General features: G+C 74.2%; 3 protein-coding genes. All 3 read right to left on the bottom strand.

Going from position 1 to position 20100, the window contains the following annotated elements:
- Positions 1-14 precede the first annotated feature (14 nt).
- Genes LZG04_RS38650 through LZG04_RS38640 form a run of 3 tightly spaced genes read right to left on the bottom strand, consistent with a single transcriptional unit; the run spans position 15 to position 20100 of the window.
- Complete coding sequence (locus LZG04_RS38650) at positions 15-206, bottom strand: MbtH family NRPS accessory protein (RefSeq protein ID WP_233826766.1); 192 nt, start codon at positions 204-206, stop codon at positions 15-17.
- Positions 203-1420 carry an MFS transporter gene (locus LZG04_RS38645; protein ID WP_233826764.1) on the bottom strand — a complete coding sequence of 406 codons (1218 nt, stop codon included), beginning with the start codon at positions 1418-1420 and terminating at the stop codon, positions 203-205. Before LZG04_RS38645 ends, LZG04_RS38650 begins: the two co-directional genes overlap by 4 nt.
- Complete coding sequence (locus LZG04_RS38640) at positions 1417-20100, bottom strand: non-ribosomal peptide synthase/polyketide synthase (protein ID WP_233826762.1); 18684 nt, start codon at positions 20098-20100, stop codon at positions 1417-1419. Before LZG04_RS38640 ends, LZG04_RS38645 begins: the two co-directional genes overlap by 4 nt.

Here is a 20100-nt window from a genome sequence, read left to right as displayed (position 1 = left end):
CCGCCCACCCGACCTCAGCCCATCGCCGCGCGCAACGACGCCGGCCTCATGTCGGTCCACACCTCGTCGACGTGCGCCGAGCACTCGTCCTTGGTGCCCTTGGTGCCCTCGAACCGCCACCCGGCGGGCACGTCGTGGTGCGCGGGCCACAGCGAGTACTGGCCCTCGTCGTTGACCAGGACCTGGTAGGTGATGTCGTCCCTCATGACTCGTTCTCCTCCTGTGACTTCGCGTACCCGCGCAGAGTCGGGTTCACCGTGACGAAAACCGTGATCAACAAGATGCCCGCCGCGCACACCAGCACGGCGGTGCGGGCCGACAGGGCCTCGGTCAGCACGCCGCCGACCAGCGGGCCGGCCGCGCCCGCGCCACCGACGACGACACCCATCACGCCGCTGAGCCGCCCGCGCAGCTCGTCGGGCGTGAGCAGCAGTTGGTGCGTGCTGATGGTGGTGTTGGCCGTCGGCGCCAGGAAGCTCATCAGGGCGAACAGCACCCCGAGCAGGTACGGCGACGCCACCAGCACCGCGCACGGCACCAGCAGGGTCAGCACCCAGAACACCGAGGCGATCGACCGGTGCGGCCCGAGCGCCCGGTGCAGCCGGGGCGCGGCCAGCGCGCCGAGCACGCCGCCGACGCCGAGCATCGCCGCCATCACGCCGATCTCGGCCCCCGACGCGCCCCGACCCTCCACCAGCACGATGACGACGACGTAGAACGCGGTGAAGAACAGGTTCAGCACCACCGCGCACAGCGCCGTCACCCGGATCTCGCGCCGGCCCCACACCCACCGCAGCCCTTCGCCGATCGACCGCAGCAGGTGGGGGTGCGACTCGACCGGCGCGGACGGCGGCACCCGCAGGAACAGCAGCGCCACGAACGCCAGCACGTGCGTGACCAGGTCCACCAGGAACGGCAGCCACCGCGCCACCGCCAGCAGCACACCGCCCAGCGCCGTACCGGACATCTGCCCCAGCGACGACCGGGCGCTGTTCATCGCCACGGCCGTGGCCAACTGCGACTCCGGCACGAGCCGGGGCAGGCACGCGTCCTCGGCGGGTTCGAACAACGCCCGGCACACGCCGAGCACCGCGGCGACCGCCAGCACGTGCGGGACGGTGACCGCGTCGGCCCAGATCGCCACCACGAGCCCGCCGAGGGTGAGCACCTGGGCGGCCTCGCAGCACAGCATGATCCGGCGGCGGTCCCACCGGTCGACCAGCGCGCCGGCCGGCAGCCCGACCAGCAGTTGCGCGGTCGCGTCGACGGTCAGCACCAGCCCGGACAGCACCGGTGAGTCGGTCAGGAACAGCACCAGCAGCGGCAGGGCCAGCATCGAGGCGCTGAACCCCACCTCGGCCAGCGCCTGACCGCCCCACAGCAGGGTGTAGTTCCGGTTGCGCGCCAACGACGTCGTCACAGCGCACCCCGGCAGTCCGCGGCGATGGCCCGCAACGCGGCGGCGAAGTCGGCGGCCACCGCCTCGACCTCGGCCGCCGGGTGCGCCGACGGGTGGTAGTACCAGGTGAAGCCCAACGTCCGGCCGGCCTCGCCGACCACGTCGACCAGGTGGTCGCCCGCGTCGGCCGGGTCGTGGTCCGCGCCGACCGACGGGCGCACCGCCCGGTACAGGCCGGTCGACTCGGCCGACCCGCCGTCGAACTGGCCCAGGTAGTTGAACGACACCGCGGGCCGCCCGCCGTCGGGCACCAGGCCGTGCTGCCGCAGCGCCCCGTACCCGAACCCGTTGCCCGGCACGGCCCGCAACTGCCGGCGCACCGCCTTCACCCGGTCGCGCCAAGTGCCGTCGGGCACCTCCAACGACACCGGGAACATCGTGGTGAACCAGCCGACGGTCCGCGAGAGGTCCACGTCCAGCACGTCCTCGCGGCCGTGGCCCTCCAGGTCCACCGCGACCCGCGACGACCCCGTCCACCGCGACAGCGCCCACGTCAACGCGGCCAGCAGCACGTCGTTGATCCGCGTCCGGTAGGCGGCGGGCGCGCCGCGCAGCAACGCGTCGGTGTCCTCTTCGGACAGTTCGACCGTCACCGCCTCCGCCGTGCCGGTCGGCCGGGGGAACGGCGGGAACGACTGCGTCCAGTGCTCGACCTCGTCGTCCAGCGCCCCGCCGAGCACGTGGGCCTCCAGCCGCCGCGACCACTCCTGGTAGGAGGTGGTCTTGGCGCCGAGGTCCTCGCCCCGGTAGGCGGTCTCCAAGTCGTCCAGCAGGATCCGCCACGACACCCCGTCGACCACCAGGTGGTGCGCGACCAGCAGCAACAGCGGCTGGTCGCCCCGGAACAACACCGCCTTGACCAGCGGCCCGGTCGCCAGGTCGAACGACGCGTGCACCTCGTCGGCGACCTTCTCCAGCTCGTCCGCGCCGTCCACGACGGTCAGCACGTCGACGTCGCGGACGTCGTCGTTGTGCTGCCGCCACACCCCCTCGACCCGCGTGAACCGCAGCCGCAACGCGTCGTGGTGGGCGAGCAGGGCGTCGAGTGCCCGGCGCAGCGCGGCCTCGTCCACCGCCGGGTCCAGCTCCACCAGGTGCGACTGGTTGAAGTGGTGCGGGCTGCGCCGCCCGGAGGTGAGGAACCAGTGCTGGATCGGCGTCAACGGCACCTCGCCCACCACCGGCGCGCGGTCGGCCGAGGACGCGACCTCCACCGCCACGTGCGGTGCGAGCGACGCGACGGTCTGGTGCGCGAACAGGTCGCGGGTGCTGAACCGGTACCCGGCCTGCCGCGCCCGCGCCACCACCTGCATGGTCAGGATCGAGTCGCCGCCCAGCGCGAAGAAGTTGTCCCGCGCGCCGACCCGCGGCACCCCGAGCACATCCGCCCACACCGCGGCGAGCGCTTCCTCCACCGGCCCGGACGGCGCCACGTAGCCCTCGCCGGCCGGCACGTCGAAGTTCGGCTCGGGCAGCTTCGCCCGGTCCACCTTGCCGTTCGGGCTGATCGGCAGCGCGTCCACCGGCACGAACACCGACGGCACGAGGTAGTCCGGCAGCGAGTCGCCCAGGAACTCCCGCACGTCCTGCACCCGGAACGACCCCACGACGTAGGCGACGAGCCGCTTGTAGCCCCGCGCGTCCGCCTTGGCCACCACGACCGCCTCGCGCACGTCGGGGTGCCGCAGCAAGGCCGTCTCGACCTCGCCGAGCTCGATGCGGAACCCGCGGATCTTCACCTGCTCGTCGGCCCGGCCGACGAACTCCAGCACGCCCCGCGAGGTCCACCGCACCACGTCGCCCGTGCGGTACATGCGCGACCCGGGAGGTCCGAACGGGTCGGCCAGGAACCGCGACGCGGTCAGCCCCGGCCGGTCCAGGTACCCGCGCGCCAACCCGACGCCGGACACGTGCAGCTCACCCGGCACGCCGACCGGCACGGGCTGCAGCCACGCGTCCAGCACGTGCACCCGGGTGCCGGGGATGGGCCGCCCGATCGGCGGCGGGCCGCCGGGCTCCAGCGGCTCGCTCCACGACGTGACCACGGTCGACTCGGTCGGTCCGTAGGCGTTGATCATCCGTCGACCGGGTGCCCACCGGCGCACCAGGTCCGCCGAGCACGCGTCACCGCCCACCACCAGGGTCCGCAACGTGGGCATCGCCCCGTCCGGCACGGTGGCCAGCGCGACCGGCGGGATCAACGCGTGCGTCACGCCGAACGCGTCGACCACCTCGGCCAGCTGGTCGCCCAGCAGCGGCCCCGGCGGCGGCACGACCAACGCGGCCCCGGCGGGCCAGGCCAGGCACAGCTCCAGCACCGAGGCGTCGAAGCTGGGGGAGGAGAACTCCAGCACCCGGTCGCCCGGCGACACCGCGAAGTGCGCGACCTCCGCCGCCGAGAACGTGGCCAGCCCGGCGTGCGACACCACCACGCCCTTCGGCCGCCCGGTCGACCCGGACGTGTAGATCACGTACGCGGGGTGCTCCGGCCGCACGGCCACGCGCGGGTTCGCGTCGGGCTGCCCGGCGCAGTCGACCGGACCGTCCAGCACGACCAGCGGGCGGGCGTCGTCGAGCATGAACGCGATCCGCTCGGCCGGGTACTCGGGGTCGACCGGCAGGAACGCGGCGCCGGCCTTGAGCACGGCCAGCTCCGCCACCAGCAGGTCCACCGACCGGGGCAGCCGCAGCGCGACGATCCGCTCCGGCCCCGCGCCCAAGCCGATCAGGTGGTGCGCCAGCCGGTTCGCGCGGGCGTTCAGCTCGGCGAAGGTCAGCTCCTCCGCGCCGGTCACCGCCACGGCGTGCGGCGTCCGCTCGACCTGCGCCTCGACCAGCTCCACGAAACCCGGGCCGTCGACGGCCGGTCCGGTCGAGCCCCACGCCGCGAGCAGCTCGCGTTCGGCGTCGGGCAGCACCGGCAGCGCCCACAGCGGGCGGTCCGGGTCGGCCGCGATGCCGGCCAGCAGCACACCCAGGTGCTCGACCAGCCGCTGGGCCGTGCCCGCGTCGAACAGGTCGGTGTTGTACTCGACCGAGCCGTGCAGCCCGCCGTCGGCGACCTCGGTGAACTCGACCGTGACGTCGAAGTTGGTGTTCACCGTGGGCTGGGCGACGTCGTGCGCGGCCAGGCCCGGGAAGCCGGGCGCCTGCGGCGCGTTCTGCAACGCCACCACGGCCTGGAACAGCGGCGTGCGGCTGGTGTCCCGGTCGGGCTGCACCGCGTCGACCACCCGCTCGAACGGCACGTCCTGGTGCGCGAACGCGTCCAGCACGGTCTTGCGGGTGCGTGACAGGAACTCCGGGAACGTCGCCGAGGGCTCGACCCGCGCCCGCAGCGCCACCGTGTTGACGAAGAACCCGACCAGGTCCTGCGTCTCCGGCCGGTCCCGCCCGGACGCCACCGTGCCGACCGCGAAGTCGTCCTGCCCGGACCACCGGTGCAGCAGCACTTCACAGGCCGCCAGCAGGGCCATGAACAACGTGCCGTCCACGGCCCGCGCCAGCTCGCGCAGCCGTCGCGCGACCGGTGCCGGCACGACGAACTCGGTCTGCGCGCCCGCCGTCGTCTGCACGGGCGGCCGGGGCCGGTCGGTGGGCAGCTCCAGCGCGGGCACGTCGGCCAGCTCGGCGCGCCAGAAGTCGAGCTGCGCCTCCAGCGGCTGCTCGCGCTGCCAGGCCGCGAAATCGCCGTACCGGATGGGCAGCGGCGACAGCTCCTCGCCGCCGTACAGCGCGGCCAGGTCGGACATCAGCACCCCGCCGGACCAGCCGTCGGTGATGATGTGGTGCATCGTCAGCGCCAGCACGTGGTCGTCCGGGCCGCACCGCACCAGCGCCGGCCGGAACAGCGGCCCCTCGCCCAGGTCGAACGGCTCGATGTAGGGCATCTCGTCGACCACCGGCAGCGTCACGTCCGCCGCCGGCCGCACCACCGCCACCGGCAGGCCGTCCACCGCCGGGAACGTGGTCCGCAGCGACTCGTGCCGCTCGACCAGCGCCGTGAGCGCCCGCTCCAGCCGCGGCACGTCCAGCTCGCCGCGCAGCCGCACCGCCAGCGGTGTCACGTACTCCGTGCCGCCGGGCTGGAACTGGTCGAGGAACCACAACCGCTGCTGCGCGAACGACAGCGGCCCGTCGCCCTCCACCCGCGTGATCGCGCCGCCCGCCGAGGTCGACCCGGCCAACCGGGCCGCGAGCGCGGCGACGGTCGGGTGGTCGAACAGGTCGCGCGGTGAGACGTCGAACGACGACCGCAGCCGCGACACCACCCGGATGCTGGAGATCGAGTCGCCGCCGAGGGTGAAGAAGTTGTCGTCCACGCCGACCTGCGCGAGCCCCAGCACGTCCGCCCACACCTCGGCGACCAGCCGTTCGGTCTCCGTGCGCGGCGCGACGAACCCGACCGCCGCCGACGCCTCGCGCTCCGGTGCGGGCAGCGCGGGCCGGTCCAGCTTGCCGTTGGCGTTGAGCGGCAACCGCTCCAGCGCCACGTACGCGGTCGGCACCATGTAGTCCGGCAAGGTCCGCTCGACGTGCTCGCGCAGGCCGACGACGTCCGCCGCCCCGGCGGGCACGAAGTAGGCGACCAGCCGGTCCTCCCGCACGATCACCGCGACCTGCGCCACGGCGTCGTGCGCGGCCAGCACCGCCTCGATCTCGCCCAGCTCGATCCGGAAGCCGCGGACCTTCACCTGCTGGTCGGCGCGGCCGAAGTACTCCAGCCTGCCGTCCACCCACCGGGCCAGGTCGCCGGTGCGGTACATCCGCGAGCCGGGCTCGCCGAACGGGTCGGCGGGGAACCGCTGCGCGGTCAGGCCCGGCCGGTTGAGGTAGCCGCGCGCGACACCGGGCCCGGCCACGAACATCTCGCCGACCACACCGGGCGCGACGGGCTGCAACTCGTCGTCCAGCACGTAGACCCGCAGGTCCGGGATCGGCACGCCGATCGAGCCGTCCGCGGGCGTCCACGTGACGTGGACCGTGGTCTCGGTGATCCCGTACATGTTGACCAACCGCCCGCGGCCGCGCCACGCGGACAGCTTGCGCACGTCCAGCGCCTCGCCGCCGAAGATCACGTACCGGACGTCGAGGTCGGGCGCCTCCGCCAGCAGTTGGTAGAACGCCGACGGCGTCTGGTTGAGCACCGTGACGCCCTCGTCGGCCACCAGCCGGGCGAACTCGCGCGGCGACCGCGACACCTCGTGCGGCACCACGACCAGCCGCCCGCCGTGCAGCAGCGGGCCCCACAGCTCCCACACCGAGAAGTCGAACGCGTAGCTGTGGAACAACGTCCACACGTCGTCCGGGCCGAAGCCGAACCAGTGGTCGGTCTCGGCGAACAGCCGCACCACGTTCGAGTGCGGCACGACGACGCCCTTGGGCCGCCCGGTCGACCCGGACGTGTAGATCACGTACGCGGCGTTGTCCGGCCGCAGCGGCACGTCCGGCGCGTGCGTCGGCATCCCGGACAGGTCCGGCAGCGCCTCCAGCGTCACGGCCGGCCGGGCGTCCTCGATCATGTGCGCGATCCGGTCCGCCGGGTACGACAGGTCCAGCGGCAGGTAGGCCGCGCCCGACTTCAGCACGCCCAGCACCGCCACCACGAGGTCGAGCGAGCGCGGGAACCGCAACGCCACCAACGACTCCGGCCCGGCACCGGCCGCGACCAGGTGGTGCGCCAACCGGTTGGACCGCTCGTCCAGCTCGCGGTAGGTCAGGCCCGCGCCTTCGAAGGTGACCGCCACCGCGTCCGGCGTGCGCGCCGCCTGGGCGGCGAACAGCGACGGGACCGTGTCCTCGACCACCGAGCCGGACGACGTGCCGTTCCACGTCACCAGCACTCGGTCGCGCTCCTCGTCGGACAACCACGGCAGCTCGAACACCCGCCGCCGCGGGTCCGCGCCGATCGCGTCCAGGAGCCGGGCCAGCCGGTCGCCGAGGGTCGAGATCGTGCCCTCGTCGAACAGCCGGGGGTCGTAGGTCAGCTCGACGTGCAGCGCGTCGTCCACGTGCGCGCGGACGGTGAGCGGGAACGAGGTGGTGTCCAGGCCGTCCACCTCGCCGATGCCCGGCGCGCCGTCCGGCGTCTCCTTCTCCACCGGGTAGTTCTCGAACGCCAGCAGGCTGTCGAACAGGCGCGTGCCCGAGTCCGGCGCGATGCCGGCCCAGCCCTGCGCCTGCGCCAGCGACACGTGCTCGAACTGCCGCGCCTCGGTCTGCGAGTCCTGCAAGCGCCGCAGCCAGTCGACCACCACGGCGTCGGACTCCACCGACACCCTGGTCGGCACGGTGTTGATGAACATGCCGACGATCGACTCGACGCCCGGCAGCTCCGCCGGGCGGCCGGACACCGTGCTGCCGAACACCACGTCCCGCCGGCCCGAGGTGCGCGCCAGCAGCACCGCCCACGCGCCCTGCACCAGCGTGTTCACCGTGAGGCCGTGCGCGCGGGCGACCGCGTCGAGCCGGTCGGCGGGCAGCTCCAGCACGACCTGCGCGGACGACTCGGCGCGGTGCGCCTCGGCGGGCTCCCGGTCGAACGGCAGGGGGGTGGGCGCCTCGAACCCGGCCAGCACACCGCGCCAGTACTCCCGCGCGGCCGACTGGTCGACCTCGGCGAGCCAGGCCAGGTAGTCGCGGAACGGCCGCCGCGCCGGGGCTCGGCCGCCCGCGTACTCGGTCAGCACCTCGCCGAACACCTGCGCCGTGCTCCAGCCGTCCAGCAGCAGGTGGTGCGAGGTCCACAGCAGGTCGACCTCGGTGTCGGACACGCGCCCGACCGCCAGCCGCATCAGCGGCGCGGTGGTCAGGTCGATGCCCGCCGCGGCGTCGGCCGCGACCAGCTCGTCGGTGACGTCGGCGTGGGTCACCGGCACGGTCACACCGCGCCGCACCACCTGCACCGGCTCGTCCAACCCCTCCCACACGACCTCGGTGCGCAGGACCGGCGTGCGGTCGACCACCCGTTGCCACGCCTCGGCGAATCGGTGCGGGTCGTCCACACCGGACAGTCGCACGCGGAGCTGGTTGACGTAAGCCGTGCCCTCGTCCATGAGGCTGTGGAACAACATGCCGGCCTGCAACGGGGTCAGCGGGTAGACGTCCTCCACGTCCCGGTCGACGATCCGGTCCACCTGCTCGGCGGTGAGCCGGGCGAGCGGGAAGTCCGACGGGGTGCGGCCCCACGCGTCGGGCCGGGCGCAGAAGGCCACGATCCGGCGCAGCGCGTCGAGCATCCGGTCGGCCAGCGCCCGCACCGCGGCCTCGTCGTGCGCCTCGGTGGAGTACTCCCACTCCAGCACCAGCTCACCCGACGACACGGCGGCGGTGATGTCGAGCGGGTGCGGCCGGGTGGCGTCGTCGGGCACCTCGCGGCCGTGGTCGACGTCGGTGCCGCCGTCGTCGTACTGGCCCAGGTAGTTGAAGCACACGCGCGGCAACGGGCCCGTGACGCCGCGGTCGGCGTACTTCAGGGCCTCGTAGCTCAAGCCCTTGTCCGGGACCGCGCGCAACTGCTCCTTCACCGACTTCAGCGCCACGCCCCAGTCGCCGCCCCCGGGCAGCTCCAGCGCCACGGGGAACTGCGCGGTGAACCAGCCGACCGTGCGGGACAGGTCCACGCCGTCGAACAGCTCCTCGCGGCCGTGGCCCTCCAGCGTCACCAGCGCCCGCCCGGCGAACGCCGAGGCCAGCGCGGTGAGCAGCACGTCGTTGACCTGCGTGCGGTAGGCGTCGGGCACGGCGTGCAGCAGGGCGTCGGTCTCGGCGCGGCCCAGCCGCACGGACACGCTGCGCGCGGTGCCCGCCTTCGTCGGCACGGGCTCTTCCACGGGCACGTCGGCCCAGTGCGGGAGGGCGTGGTCGAACCGGCCCTCGCGCACGTGCCGGTCCAGCCGGTGGGCCCAGTCGGCGAACGCCGTGCTCTTCGGCCCGAGGTCGCGGCCGGCCAGCGCGGTGTCCAGGTCCTCCAGCAGGATCCGCCACGACACCGCGTCGACCACGAGGTGGTGCGCGGTGACGAACAGCCGGCCGTCGTCGAACAGCACCGCGCGCAGCAGCGGGCCGTGCCGCGGGTCCAGGCTCGTGCGGGCCTGGTGCGCCTCGGTGGCGAGGTCGGCCGAGGCGACGCGGAACACCTCGGCGGTCTCGGACTCGGCGACCTCCTGCCGCCACTCGCCGTCGACCTGCGTGAACCGCAGCCGCAGCGCGTCGTGGTGGGCGAGGACGGCGCGCACGGCGTCGCGCACGGCGGTCGGCTCGACGTCACCGAGCTCCACCACGACCGACATGGTGAAGTGCGCCAACGGGCCGTGCTCGGCGAAGAACCAGCGCTGGATCGGGGTCAGCGGCGCGGGCCCGGCGACGGTCGCGTGCGCGGTCGGGGCGTCCTCGGTGACGGCGAGCGCGAGGTCGGCCACGGTCTGGCGCAGGAACACGTCCTTGGACGTGAGCCTCAGCCCGGCCTGCCGCGCCCGTGACACGACCTGCATGCTCAGGATCGAGTCGCCGCCCAGGGCGAAGAAGTTGTCCCGCGCGCCGACGCGCTCGACCCCGAGCACCTCGGCCCAGATGTCGGCCAACGCGGCCGCCACGCCCGGCTCGGGCGCCACGTACCCGGTCTCGGTGAACGTCGGCTCGGGCAGCGCCCGCCGGTCCACCTTGCCGCTGGGCGTGAGCGGCAACGCCTCCAGCGCCACGAACGCCGACGGCACCAGATAGTCCGGCAGCCGCTGCCTGAGCCAGTCGGCCAGGTCGGCGGCCGTGCCCGCGGTGTAGGCGACCAGCCGCGCGCGGCCGTTGTGCTCGCGCGCCACCACGGCGGCCTGCGTCACGTCCGGGTGGTGCAGCAGCGCCGCTTCCACCTCGCCCAGCTCCACCCGGAAGCCGCGGATCTTCACCTGGTCGTCGGTGCGGCCCAGGTAGTCGAGCTGGTCGCCGACCCACCGGACCCGGTCGCCCGTGCGGTACATCCGCGCGCCCGGCTCGCCGAACGGGTCGGGCAGGAACCGCTGCGCGGTCAGGCCCGGCCGGTCGTGGTAGCCGCGGGCCACCTGCGGGCCGCCCAGGTACAGCTCGCCCGGCACGCCCACCGGCACCGGCCGCAGGTCGGCGTCCAGCACGTGCGCGACGAGGTTGCCCAGCGGGCGGCCGATGAGCGGCCGGTCCCCGGTGACGACGGTGGCCACCGCGTCCACCGTGACCTCGGTGGGGCCGTAGAAGTTGTGCGCGGTGGCGGGGGAGGCGGCCAGCGTCCGCCACAGCGGCGCGGGCAGCGCCTCACCGCCCAGCAGCACGTGCGAGGGCACGTGGTCGCCGTCGAGGAGCCCGAGCCCGAGCAACTGCTCGGCGTGCGACGGGGTCAGGTCCACCAGGTCGATCCGGTGCTCGCGGACGTGCTCGACGAACACCTGCGGTTCCAGGCGCACGTCGTCGGTGAGCACGTGCAGCTCGTGCCCGTCGCTCAGGAACAGCAGCTCCTCCCACGACGTGTCGAACGAGAACACGGCGGTCAGCGCGACCTTCAGGGGCGGCTCACCGCCGAACACCCGGTGGTGGTTGCGCATCAGGTTCGCCAACTGGCGGTGCTCCACCACGACGCCCTTCGGCACACCGGTCGACCCCGAGGTGTAGATGACGTAGGCGGCCTGGTCCGGCCGCACCACCACGTCCGGCCGCGTGTCCGGGTACGCGGCGAGATCGGGCACCTCGTCCAGCACCAGGGCCGGCCGGGCGTCGCGGAGCAGGAAGTCGACCCGCTCGGCGGGCAGCTCCGGGTCGATCGGCAGGTACACCGCGCCCGCCTTGTGCGCGGCCAGGATCGCCACCACCGAGTCGGTCGAGCGCGGCAACGACACCGCGACCACCCGCTCCGGGCCGGCTCCGTGCGCCAGCAGGTGGTGCGCCAGCCGGTTGGCCCGCGCGTCGGCCTCCGCGTAGGTGAGGCGGGTGTCCCCGCACACCAACGCGCCCGCGTCCGGTGTGCGCCGCACCTGCTCCTCGAACGCGGCGACGAACGTGGTGTCGGGGACGTCCAGCCGCACACCGCGCCCGTCCGGCTCGTCGCCCAGCAGCAACGGCACCTCGGCCAGCGGCCGGTCCGGTGCGGCCGTGACGCCGTCCAGCAGCGTCACCAGGTGCCGGGCCATCCGGTCGATCGTGCCGGCGTCGAACAGGTCGGTGCTGTACTCCACCGCGCCGCGCAGCGCACCGTCCTCCTCGCCGAACTCGAACGTGAGGTCGCACATCGCGGTCAGCAGCGGCAGCCCGACTTCCGCCACGTCCAGCCCGGGCAGGTCGGGCACGTCGGCACCGAAGTTCTGCAGCAGCACCATGACGTCGAACAACGCGTTGCGGCTCGGGTCGCGGTCGGGGTTGACCGCGTCCACCACCCGCTCGAACGGCACGTCCTGGTGCGCGAAACCGTCCCGCACGGTCTCCCGCACGGCCGCCAGCACCTCGGTGAACGAGCGCCGCAGGTCGACCGCGGACCGCAGCACGACGGTGTTGACGAACAGGCCGACCACGTCGTCCAGCTCGGCCCGACCGCGCCCGGAGACCGCCGTGCCGACCGCGATGTCGTCCTGTCCGGTGTAACGGGCCAGCAGCACCTTCGTGGCCGCGAGCAGCGTGGTGAACAGCGTGTCGCCGTGCTCGGCGGTCAACGCCCTGAGCGCCTCGGCGACCGGCGCGGGCACGGTGAACTCGTGCTTCGCGCCCGCCGTGCCGCGGACCGCCGGGCGCGGGCGGTCGGTCGGCAGCTCCAGCGGCGGCACGCCGGCCAGGCGCTCGGCCCAGTGGTCGACCGGGGGTTCCGGCAGCCACGCCGTGTAGTCCACGTACTGCACGGCGAGCGGCGGCAGCTCCTCGCCCGCGTACAGCGCGCCGAGGTCGCGGGCCAGCACCCCGGTCGACCAGCCGTCGGTGACGATGTGGTGCAGGGTCAGCACGAGCACGTGCTCCTCGGGCGACACCCGCACCAGCCGGGTCCGCAACAGCGGCCCCTCCCGCAGGTCGAACGGCGTGCCGACCTCCTCCAGCAGCACCGACTCCCAGTCGGTGTCCTCGACCACCGGCTCCACGCGGTACGGCGCGTGCACGAGCTGCACGCCGTCGTCGAACGTGGTGCGCAGCGACTCGTGCCGGGCCACCAGGCCGTCCAGGGCGCGGCGCAACGCGTCCACGTCCAGCTCGCCGCGCAGGCGCAGCGCGGTCGGCGTGACGTACTCCGTGCCGCCCGGCTCGAACTGGTCGAGGAACCACAGCCGCCGTTGCGCGGGCGACTGCGGGTGGACCAGCGGAGGGTGGACGCCATCGCGCGGGATCACCGGGATGGCGTCCACCTCATCCTGGCCGGACCCCGCCCCGGTGCTGATGGCGGAGGCGAGGCCGGACACCGTGGGGTGCTCGAACACCGCGCGCGGTGACAGCTGCACGCCGAACGCCGCGCGCAGCCGCGACGTCACGCGGATGCTGAGGATCGAGTCGCCGCCGAGGCGGAAGAAGTCGTCCAGCGCGCCGACCCGGTCCAGCCCGAGCACGTCGGCCACGACCTCGGCGACGACCCGCTCGGCCTCGGTGCGCGGTGCGACGTGCCCGCCGGTCACCTCCGGCTCCGGCAGCGCCCGCCGGTCCAGCTTGCCGCTGGGCGACAGCGGCAGCTCGTCCAGCACGACGACCGCGGACGGCACCAGGTAGTCGGGCAGCGCGCGGGCCAGCGCGTCGCGCGGGTCGGTCTCCGGCGTGCCGGTCACGTACCCGACCAGCCGGCCGCGCCGGACCACCACGGCGGACTCCCGCACGCCGGGCACGTCCAGCAGCGCCGCCTCGACCTCGCCGGGCTCGATCCGGAAGCCGCGGATCTTCACCTGGTCGTCGGCCCGACCGAGGTATTCGAGGAGTCCCGCCTGTGCCCCGTCATCGGCTAGCCACCGCACCCGGTCACCCGTGCGGTACATGCGCGTGCCGGGCCCGCCGAACGGGTCGGGCAGGAACCGCTGCGCGGTCAGCCCCGGCCGGTCGAGGTAGCCGCGCGCCACCTGCGCCCCGCCCACGTACAGCTCACCGGGCACACCCGGCGGCACCGGCCGCAGGTCGGCGTCCAGCACGTACGCCGACAGGTTGGCCAGCGGCCGCCCGATCACCGGCCGCGCGCCGACGACCGGCGCCATCGCCGAGTCGACCGTGACCTCGGTGGGCCCGTAGTAGTTCACGCCCTCCACCGGCGACTCGGCGATCTGCCGCCACAGCGGCGCGTCCACCGCCTCGCCGCCCAGCATGACCCGGCGCAACCCGGACTCCAGCAGCCCCGCCTGGACGAGCTGGCGCGCGTAGGACGGGGTGAGGTCGACCGTGCCGATGTCGTGCTCGGCGAGGTAGCGGACCAGCGCGGGCGGGTCGAGCCGCAGCTCGTCGTCGATCACGTGCAGCTCGCTGCCCGCGGCCAGGAACAGCAGGCCCTCCCACGACGTGTCGAACGAGAACGTCGCGGTGACCGCGAAGCGGGTCGGTCGGTCCAGCCGCAGGCCCTCGTGGTTGGCGTGGAACAGGTTCGCCAGGTGCCGGTGCTCGACCACGACGCCCTTGGGCCTGCCGGTCGACCCGGAGGTGTAGATCAGGTAGGCGGCCTGCTCGGGCCGCAGCACCACGGGCGGCGGCGTGTCCGGCAGCCCGGACAGGTCGGGCACGGCGTCCAGCACCAGCGCCGGTCTCGCGTCGCGCAGCAGGAAGGCGATGCGCTCGGCGGGCAGGCCGGGGTCGATCGGCAGGTACACCGCGCCCGCCTTGAGCACGGCGAGCACGGCCACCACCAGGTCGGCCGAGCGGGGCAGCACGACCGCGACCGTGCGCTCCGGACCCGCGCCGTGCGCGAGCAGGTGGTGCGCCAGCCGGTTCACCCGGGCGTCCAGCTCGGCGAACGTCGCCGCCTCGCCCCGGAAGACCAGCGCGGTCGCGTCCGGCGTGCGGCGGGCCTGCTCGGCGAACACCTCCGGGTACAGGCCCCAGGGCGTGTCCCGGGCGGTCCGGTTCCACTCCACCAGCACCTGGCGCCGCTCGGCGTCGGTCAGCCACGGCAGGTCCGCGATCCGGGTGGTCGGGTCGGCCGCGATCGCCCGCACCAGCTCGCGCAGCCACCCGGCGAGCCGCTCGGCGGTGGCGGCGTCGAACAGTTCGGGGTCGTAGGCCAGGTCGAGGTCGAGCCGTTCGGTCAGCGACGCGCTCACCGTCAACGGCAGCGTGGTGTTGTCGACCGCGTCGACCTCGACCACGCGCGGCCCGGCGCCGTCGCGCTCGAACGGGTAGTTCTCGAACACCACCACGGAGTCGAACAGCCTCGTCCCGACCCAGGACTGGATGTCGGCCAACGAGGTGTGCTCGAACCGCCGCGACTCGCTCTGCGCCGCCTGGAACCCGCGCAGCCACGCGCCCACCTCGGCGGTCGGGTCCACGACCGCCCTGGCCGGCACGGTGTTGATCAGCATGCCGATCATCGACTCGACCCCGGCCAGCTCCGCCGGGCGGCCGGACACCGTGCTGCCGAACACCACGTCGGCCTCACCTGTGGCCCGTGACAGCAGCAACGCCCACGCGCCCTGCACGACCGTGTTCACGGTCAGGCCCGCGCGCTGCGCGGCGTCGTCCAGGTCGAGCGAGAACCGCACCGACGCCGACGCCTCCGAGCGGTGCGCCCGCGTCGGTGCCCGGTCGAACGGCAGCGGCGTCGGTCCGTCCACATCGGACAGGACGGACCGCCAGTGCGCCTCGGCCGCGGCCCCGTCCTGCTCGGCGAGCCAGTGCAGGTAGTCCCGGAACGGCCGGCGGGCGGGCAGCCGGGCGGACGTGCCGGTGGTGATCGCCCGGTAGTGCTCCAGCACCTCGCCGAACACCTGCGCGGTGCTCCAGCCGTCGAGGATCACGTGGTGCGACGACCAGACCAGCTCGACGCGGTCCTCGGCCAACGGCGTGACGGACACTCGCAGCAGCGGCGCGACGCCCAGGTCGAACGGCGCGTCCACCGGCCCGTCCGGCAGCTCCACGTGCCGGTGCACGACCTGCACCGGCTCGGCCACCCCGTCCCACACCACGCTCGACCGCAGCACGGGCGTGCGGTCCACGACCCGTTGCCACGCCGCGCGCAACGCCGTCGGGTCGCGCACGCCGTCGAGCACCAGCCGCATCCGGTCCACGTAGGTGCCGGGCTCGACCAGGCTGTGGAACACCATGCCCGCCTGCAACGGCGTGAGCGGCAGGACGTCCTCCACGTCCGGCCCGGCGATCGCGTCGACCTGCTCTTGGGTGAGCCGGGTCAGCGGGAAGTCCGACGGCGTGCGACCGCCGACACCCGGCTGGGCGCAGTGCTCGACGATCTCCCGCAACCCGGCCAGGGTCCGCTCGGCCAGCCGCCGCACGGTCCGCTCGTCGTGCACGTGCTCGGAGTACTGCCAGCTCAGCTCCAGCTCGCCGCGCTCGACCAGCCCGGTCACCTCGATCAGGTGGGCGCGCGGCGCGTCGGGCGGCACGTCCTCGCCGACCGCCTCGCGCCGCGCCCGGTAGAAGCCGCCGTCGGCCACGTCGAAGCGGCCGTGGTAGTTGAACGCGACCTGCGGCAGCGGTCCGCCGCCCAGCGCCTCGAAGCTCAACCCCCGGTGCGGCGCGGCGCGCAACGACTCCTTGACGGCCTTCAGCGTGCGGCCCCAGTCGTCGGTGGAGGGCAGCACCACCGGGAACTGCGTGGTGAACCAGCCGACCGTGCGGTTGAGGTCCACGCCCGGCACCAGCTCCTCGCGGCCGTGGCCCTCCAGCGTGACGCTGACCGCGTCCCGCCCGGTCCACTCGGCCAACGCCCGGCCCACCGCGCTGAGCAGCACGTCGTTGACCTGGGTGCGGTACACCGGCGGCACGGCGGTCAGCACCGCCTCCGTCGTCGCCCGGTCCAGCCGCACCGACACCACGCGCGCCGAGCCCGCGGTGTTCGCGCCCTCCCGGTCCACCGGCAGCGCCTCGGGTTCGGGCAGCGAGTCCCAGTGCTCCCGCGCGCCGTCCAACGCGCCGGACCGCACGTGCTCGGCCAGCCGGTGCGCCCACTGCGTGAACGACGTGCCGACCGGTTCCAGCGGCTCGCCGCGGTAGGCCCGCTCCAGGTCACCCAGCAGGATGCGCCACGACACGCCGTCCACCGCCAGGTGGTGCACGGTGAGCAGCAGCTCCGGCCGCGCGCCGGGGAAGAACACCGCGCGCAGCAGCGGTCCCTCGCCCGGGTCCAGGCCGCGCTGCGCCTGCCGTGCCACGGCCTCCACGTCGGCGTCCGGCTCGACCCGGAACACGTCGATTTCGGTGTCCGCGACCTCCTGCGCCCACTGCCCGTCGACCTGGCGGAACCGCAGCCGCAGCGCGTCGTGGTGCCCGACGACGGTCCGCACGGCGGCGCGCAACGCCTCCGCGTCCACCCCCGGTTCCAGCTCGACCAGCAACGACATGGTGAAGTGGCGCAGCGGTCCGTGCTCGGCGAAGAACCACCGCTGGATCGGGGTCAGCGGCGCGGGACCGGTGAACACCGGCTCCGGCGCGGTCTCGGCCGCCGCCGACACCACCAGCGCCAGCTCGGCCACGGTCTGGTGCCGGAACACGTCGCGCGAGGTCAGGTGCAGCCCGGCCTGCCGGGCCCGTGACACGAGCTGGATCGACAGGATCGAGTCGCCGCCCACGGCGAAGAAGTTGTCCTCGACGCCGATGCGGTCCGCGCCCAGCACCTCGGCCCAGATCCGGGCCAGCTCGGCCTCCACCGGCGTGCGGGGCGCGACGAACTCGCCGTCGGCGACCGCGCGGGGTGCGGGCAGGGCGGCCCGGTCCAGCTTGCCGTTGGGCGTCAGGGGCAGCCGGTCCAGCTCCACGAACGCCGACGGCACCGCGTAGTCCGGCACGACGTCCCGCAGGTGCGCGCGCAGGTCGGCGGGCCCGGTCGTGACGACGTAGGCGACCAGCCGCGCGTGCCCGTTGTCCGTGCGGGCCACGACGGCGGCCTCGGTGACGTTCGGGTGGGTGGACAGGGCGGCCTCGACCTCGCCGGGCTCGACCCGGAACCCGCGGATCTTGACCTGGTCGTCGGTCCGGCCGAGGAACTCCAGCGCGGTCCGCCGCGTCCCGTCGGCGTCGTCGAGGGCCAGCCACCGCACCCGGTCGCCCGTGCGGTACATGCGCGTGCCGGGTTCGCCGAACGGGTCGGCCAGGAACCGGTCCGCGGTCAGGCCGGGCCGGTCGAGGTAGCCGCGGGCCACCTGCGGCCCGGCGATGAACAGCTCGCCGGGCACGCCCACCGGCAGCGGCCGCAGGTCGTCGTCCAGCACCCGCGCGGTGAGGTTGGCCAGCGGTCGGCCGATGACCGGCCGGTCGCCCTCGACCAGGCAGGACAGCGCGTCCACCGTGGTCTCGGTCGGCCCGTAGAAGTTGTGCGCCGCCACGTCGGCCCGCGCCAGCTCCCGCCACAGCGCCGGGCCCAGGGCCTCGCCGCCGAGCATCAGCACCCGGGGCCGGTGCTCGCCGTCGAGCAGCCCGGCGGGCAGCAGTTGCTGCACGTACGACGGGGTGAGGTCGAGGAAGTCGATCCGGTGCTCCCGCACGTACCGCACCAGCGCGGTCGGCTCCAGCCGCACGTCGTCGGTGAGCACGTGCAGCTCGTGGCCGTCGGCCATGAGCAGCGGGCCCTCCCACGACGTGTCGAAGGAGAACACGGCCGACACCGCGACCCTCATGTGCTCGCGCGCGAAGTCGTCGCGGTGGTTGTGCAGGAGGTTCACCAACTGCCGGTGCTCGACCACGACGCCCTTGGGCTTGCCGGTCGAGCCGGAGGTGTAGATCACGTAGGCCGCGAGGTCCGACCGCAGCGGCACGTCCGGCCGCGTGTCGGGCAGGCCCGAGGTGTCGACCGCCGCGTCGAGCACGAGCACCGCGCCGGAGTCCTCCAGCAGGTAGCGCCGGCGGGCCTCGGGCAGCCCCGGGTCGACCGGCAGGTACACCGCGCCCGCCTTGAGGATGCCCAGGATGCCGACCACCGAGTCGGCGCCGCGCGGCAGCGACAGCGCGACGACCTGCTCGCGCCCGACGCCCGCGCGCAGCAGGTGGTGGGCCAGCCGGTTGGCCCGCGCGTCGACCTCGGCGAAGGTGAGCCGGGTGTCCCCGCACACCAGCGCCGTCGCGTCCGGCGTGCGGCGCGCCTGCGCCTCGAACAGCTCCGGGAACGTGGTGTCCGGCACGGCGAGCGCCCGGCCGCGGCCGTCGGGCTCGTCGCCGAGCAGCAGCGACAGCTCGGCCATCGGCCGGTGCGGGTCGGCGGTGACGCCCGCCAGCAGCACGAGCAGGTGCCGCGCCATCCGGTCGACGGTGGCCGCGTCGAACAGCTCGGTGCTGTACTCGACCAGGCCGTGCAGGCCGTCGTCGGTGCGGGTGAAGTCGATGCTCAGGTCGAAGTTGGACCACTCGCGGCTGAGCGGGTGCTCCTCGACGCTCAGGCCCGGCAGCTCCGGCAGGGCGCGGCCCGCGTTCTGCAGCACCACCATCACGTCGAACAGCGGCGTGCGGCTCGGGTCGCGGGTCGCGCCCACCGCCTCCACCACCCGGTCGAACGGCACGTCGTCGTGCGCGAAGGCGTCCAGCGCGGTGCGGTTGACCTCCGCCAGGAACTCGGCGAACGACCTCGTGGTGTCCACAGTGGACCGCAGCACCACGGTGCCGACCAGGAACCCGACCAGCCCGGCCAGCTCCGGCCGGTTGCGCCCGGTGGTGACCGTGCCGACCGCGATGTCGTCCTGCCCGGTGTAGCGGGCCAGCAGCAACTGGCAGGCGGCCATCAGCGTGGTGAACAGCGTGGTCTCGTTCACCCTGGCCAGCTCCGCCAGGTCGCCCGCGAGCCGGGCGGGCACGGTGAACTCGTGCGTCGCGCCCGCCGACGTGCGCTCCGCCGGCCGCGGCCGGTCGGTGGGCAGGTCCAGCGGCACGACACCGGCCAGCCGGTCGACCCAGAACCCGGTGTCCACCGGTCGGCCGCGCTGCCAGACGGCGTAGTCGGCGTACTGCAACGACGGCTCGGGCAGTGTTTCGCCCCGGTAGAGCGCGCCCAGCTCCTCGATCAGCACGCCGAGCGACCAGCCGTCCACCACGATGTGGTGCGAAGTCAGCAGCAGCACGTGCGCGTCGGCCGACTCGGTCCTCAGCGCGGCCCGGAACAGCGGGCCGCGCCGCAGGTCGAACGGCTCGTCCAGCACCTCGCGCAGGTCGTCCACGGCGGCCAGGTCGAGGTCGACCTCGTCGTGCACCACCTGCACCGGGCGGCCGTCGACCTGGTCGAACGTGGTGCGCAGCGACTCGTGCCTGTGCACCAGCCCGCGCACGGCGTCGGTCAGCCGCGCCACGTCGAGCCGACCGGTCAGCCGCAACGCGATCGCGCTGGTGTACTCGGTGCTCTCGGGGTGGAACTGGGCCAGGAACCACAGCCGCTGCTGGCCCGCGGACAGCGGCAGCGGTTCGTCGCGCGGCGCGGGCGGGATCACGTCCGCGGTGGGCGCGGCCCGGCCGGCCAGCCGCGCGCGCAGCTTCTCCCGCAGGTGCTCGGGCAGCGCGGAGATGCGGTCGTTCTTGGAGGTGGTCAT

Origin of the sequence: Saccharothrix sp. S26 (assembly GCF_021390395.1) — a bacterium.
Classification (GTDB): Bacteria; Actinomycetota; Actinomycetes; order Mycobacteriales; family Pseudonocardiaceae; genus Actinosynnema.
Note: the sequence above shows the minus strand (reverse complement) of the source record. Positions and strands in the feature narration are given on the sequence as shown.